The sequence below is a fragment of the Streptomyces sp. PA03-6a genome, assembly GCF_033792765.1.
In the GTDB taxonomy this organism is placed as follows: Bacteria; Actinomycetota; Actinomycetes; order Streptomycetales; family Streptomycetaceae; genus Actinacidiphila.
The window spans coordinates 1-3,816 of the sequence record NZ_JARAVK010000461.1 but is presented as its reverse complement, the minus strand read 5'-3'; the positions used below and the strand labels follow the sequence as shown (position 1 = coordinate 3,816).

General features: G+C 67.6%; 1 protein-coding gene and 1 pseudogene. One reads left to right on the top strand and one right to left on the bottom strand.

Features of this window, described 5'->3' with window-relative positions; genetic code table 11:
• Nucleotides 1-1,728: 1,728 nt before the first annotated feature.
• Complete coding sequence (locus PV350_RS45395) at nt 1,729-3,213, top strand: DUF8616 domain-containing protein (protein WP_500339166.1); 1,485 nt, start codon at nt 1,729-1,731, stop codon at nt 3,211-3,213.
• 194 nt (nt 3,214-3,407) lie between these two features.
• Here PV350_RS45395 and PV350_RS45390 read toward each other — a convergent pair.
• Nucleotides 3,408-3,716 (bottom strand): annotated as a pseudogene (locus tag PV350_RS45390) (transposase); the annotation flags it as partial.
• Nucleotides 3,717-3,816: the final 100 nt, after the last annotated feature.

Below are 3,816 nucleotides of genomic sequence, written 5' to 3'. Positions count from 1 at the left end.
GGAGTCAGTGATGCCGGCGGGGGCGGCCGGCGTCGCGGTGCCGGCATCCCCACGGTTTCCACTCCCGACATCGACATCGACATACCGAACCTGGACGACTTCGAGGTCCCCAAACCCGACGCCAGCAACGCGCCGATAGCCTCCGGCTCCCCGGACACCGGCAGTTCCGGACAGGCACCGCGCAGCGAAGCCGGCACGGTCACCGTTACCACGACTCCCGGCAGCAGGTCGGCGGACCAGCCCCAGAGAACGACGGGTGGCGGTCCCAGGTACGACACCGTCAGCAGCTATTCACCCCGCGCTACTGCACCTGCCGTCAGTGACGATATCGAGGATCGCGCCGCGCGCGAGATGGCTCGCGGACTCCTTAGCTATAACAACACGGCACGCGATGGCACCGGCCAAAATGGAACCGACGGCGGTACGTCGGGCGGGGACGCGTCGGGTGTGGGCCGAGGTGGGCAGGTGGGCCCGGCCATCACGACTTTGGGTTTCCCGGGCCGTGACCTGGAGGCCGGAGGCACGAGCGCCGCGGGTGGTGTGGGGCCGGGTGGGGCTTTGGCGGGGCATGGTGGTGCGCGCACTGAAACGCTGGGCCCGGGTGGCACGCTGGCTGACCGTCACCGCGTGCTCGCCGCCCTGGCCCCGGCCCCTGACGCAGGTGTTGCCGGTGGGACCGGTCACGACGCCAGACCAGTCCAGGAAACTGCTGCCGGGCTTGCGGGTTTCGAGGACACACCCGGCACTCCCTACGCGGCCAGCCCCCTCTCCGTGGCCGGGGACGGACTGGGCGATGTGCAGGCACGCCAGCAGCAGTATCCGGGCCAACTCAAGCAGGGGAGCCCGGGCCAAAGCGGTTATTACCGGCGGTCTGAGTTCTCATACACCCATGGCTCCCAGCAGCAAGCCCCGGCGCAGCCTGCCGCCAGCCGGCCCGGCAGCGCGGGCATTCCGGGAGCTGGCGCCTCCACGATGGGCCACGGTGACGGTGCGGGTGCCGTCAGCACGAACGCGACCGGCACATCTGCGCACGGAGAGGGCGCAGACCAGGACTCGGCATCGTATACAGGCATGTTCAAAAGCCTGCGTGTGAGTGCTGGGAGTGGTGCGGCGGATCTTTCCACCGCGTCCGTTACACCGGCCAGTTACTCCGCACGTGCAGTGACCACGAGTGGTGGCGGTGGGGCCGCTGGTGACGCAGTGCGGCCGCAGGACCTGAGCACGGCCGCGGAGCGCCCGGTGACGGAGTCCGCGGACACTGCGATAGTCGGCGCGCAAGTCGTCAGCTCCGGTGCGGCAGTCAGTGCCCTCTGGAGCACGGCGACCAAGACCGGCACCTTTGCTGGCGCCAGCACAGTGTCGGACCGCTCACCGGCCGTCGGTCCTGCGGATGTCCAGGAGCAGGGAATCGGCGTCGTACGAGTTGGGCCGCAGAGTCCCACGAGTGCGACCAAACCCGTGATGACGGAGTCCGTGAACGTCACGCGACGACTTCCCGTTGCAGAGCCGTCTGCTGTTCCGCACACCGGCACCTGGCGCGAATCGGCGGGAACTGAGCCAGCGCCGGCCGCGAACCGGCGGCCAGCCGTTACTATCAGAGGCAGCCGCACACTGCCGCTGCTTGCTGGCGTCACGGGCGGGAACGGCGAACCATACACGTCACAGCCGGAGACGGTCGCAGACACAGAGCGTCCAGTTAGCAGCCTGCTCTCCGGGCACCATCGCAGCTTGGGCGTCAGACCTAGCCCTGTACCGAGCAGGTCTGACAACGACCAGAGCACGCTGATCATCACCGGCAATGACGCCGCAAGCTCCGGGACATTGCTCGGTCATGTGAATGGGGGCGGGTTGGCCCGCTTCGGGGCGAGCGCCACGGCTCTGTCCTCGTCGGCGGCCCAGGGCCCGACCCGCCCGGTGCCGTCCCGGATCGAGCGCCTTCAGGCCCCACGGCAGGGCGGCGTGTTTCTCGAGCGTCCGGTGCCGGTGCCGCGCGGCGAAGTGATCATGGCGTCTGGTCGTGCCGCCGGTCTCGACGTGCGCCCCGTCGCGGCGAGGAACAGTGCTCCGCTCGGCGACCTGGACCCGTGGTACTTTCGCGCCACGCGGCTGCACAAGGGTTATGTGTCGACCTCGGACCGGGTTGACCTGGTCACAGCGCGCAGCGACAACGTACCTGCCCCGTGGTGGACCAGCAATCCGCTGGCCAGCCCACCGTATTTCCTGGCAGCGTCCCGCACCTACAGGAGCCTGTACGTGCACACCGACACGGGCAAGACCATGATGATGCCGCACGAGCTGGCCGACTTCCTCGCGGCCGACCCGAAGGTGGCGCGCTTGGCCTCCGGCGTGCCGATCGTGCTGCTTATCGAACACGGAGGCAGTGGTGGCTTGGAGACTCCGCGGCTCGTTGCCGCGCGGACCGGCCGGCCGGTATGGAGTTTTAGCGGCAGTCTGCGTTTGATCACCGACCCCCAATCGAAACGATCCGTCATGGGCACCGTCGTGCCGGCGGACGAGTCCCGCCCGCTCGGCCAGTGGATTCTCAGCAGCCCTGGCGACCTGGGTGCGCATACTCCGGTCGAACGGGCCACGGTTCGACCGGAGGCGGGGATGGTCAAGACATTCAATGGCGAATTACTGATGGACGAATCCTTCTTCAGCCAGACGCTTACGGACAGTCAGGGCCGGGCACTGGGGAGGGCCTTCCTTACCAATCCCGACCTGGCTATGCGGGAGCGGGGTCTTACACGGCTGGGCGAACTGACCACCTACAGCCAAGCCGACGTGGACGAGCATCGCCGCATCAACCCACGCTCAGGCACGGAGCGGCCCCTGCCCTGGGCCGTGGACTCGGGGCACGCACGGCCGTACTTCCTGGTCGCCCACGGCTTCGAGAACTCCGTCAATCTGCCCCGACACCCCGACCGGGAACAGCTCACGCGGATAGACGCGGGTCAGCTGGGGGCGATGCTCAACCGGAGGCCCAGTCTGCGGCAGCGGCCAGCCGACGCGCCGATTGTCCTGGTGTCCTGCCTAACCGGCGGAGCTCACTACGCCCCGGAGTGGCAGATGGCCCAGCGCCTCGCGGACACCACCGGCCGCACCGTGTACGCGCCATCTGATGTGGTATCGGTCGCCTTGAACATCCGGACAGGACAGGCAGGGACCGAAGGCGCCTGGCGAACCTTTCACCCCTCTACGGCCGAGCCCTGAACCCCAGACAGGAAACCAGTCGACGGCGGCACCTCCGAAGCCTCCGCCTAGCCTAGTACTCCAGCAGGATTTCGCTGTCTGACCTGCGGATTTCGCTGGGCGGCTGGAGTGTAGCGGGGCATGGAAAGGCCAGGGGTGGGTCACGTCCGTGGGAGTGGTGTATCGACGGCCACTCGGTGATCTCTTCTTTGAGGCTAGGCGGTGAGTGTGGTGGGCAGGGCGGTGTCGTGGGTTTCTGACTCGATCGGGTGGAGGCGGGCTTTGGCCAGCAGGTCGCGGCCCATGTAGCGGCGGGCCTCGGTCCATTCGTCGTTCTGCTCGGCTAGGACCGCGCCGACGAGGCGGATCATGGCGGTGCGGTCCGGGAAGATGCCGACCACGTCGGTGCGGCGCCGGATTTCCTTGTTGAGTCGTTCTTGGGGGTTGTTGGACCAGATCTGCCGCCAGATCTCGCGGGGGAATGCGGTGAAGGCCACCAGGTCGTGCTGGGCGGCATCCAGGTGTCAGGGCTTGATCAAGTTCCTTAAGGTTCGGGCTTGTTGGTGATGCCCAGAAGTGGGAGTGCTCGTTCGGGTTGGTCGCGGATTGCGCGGGTGGTTTTGG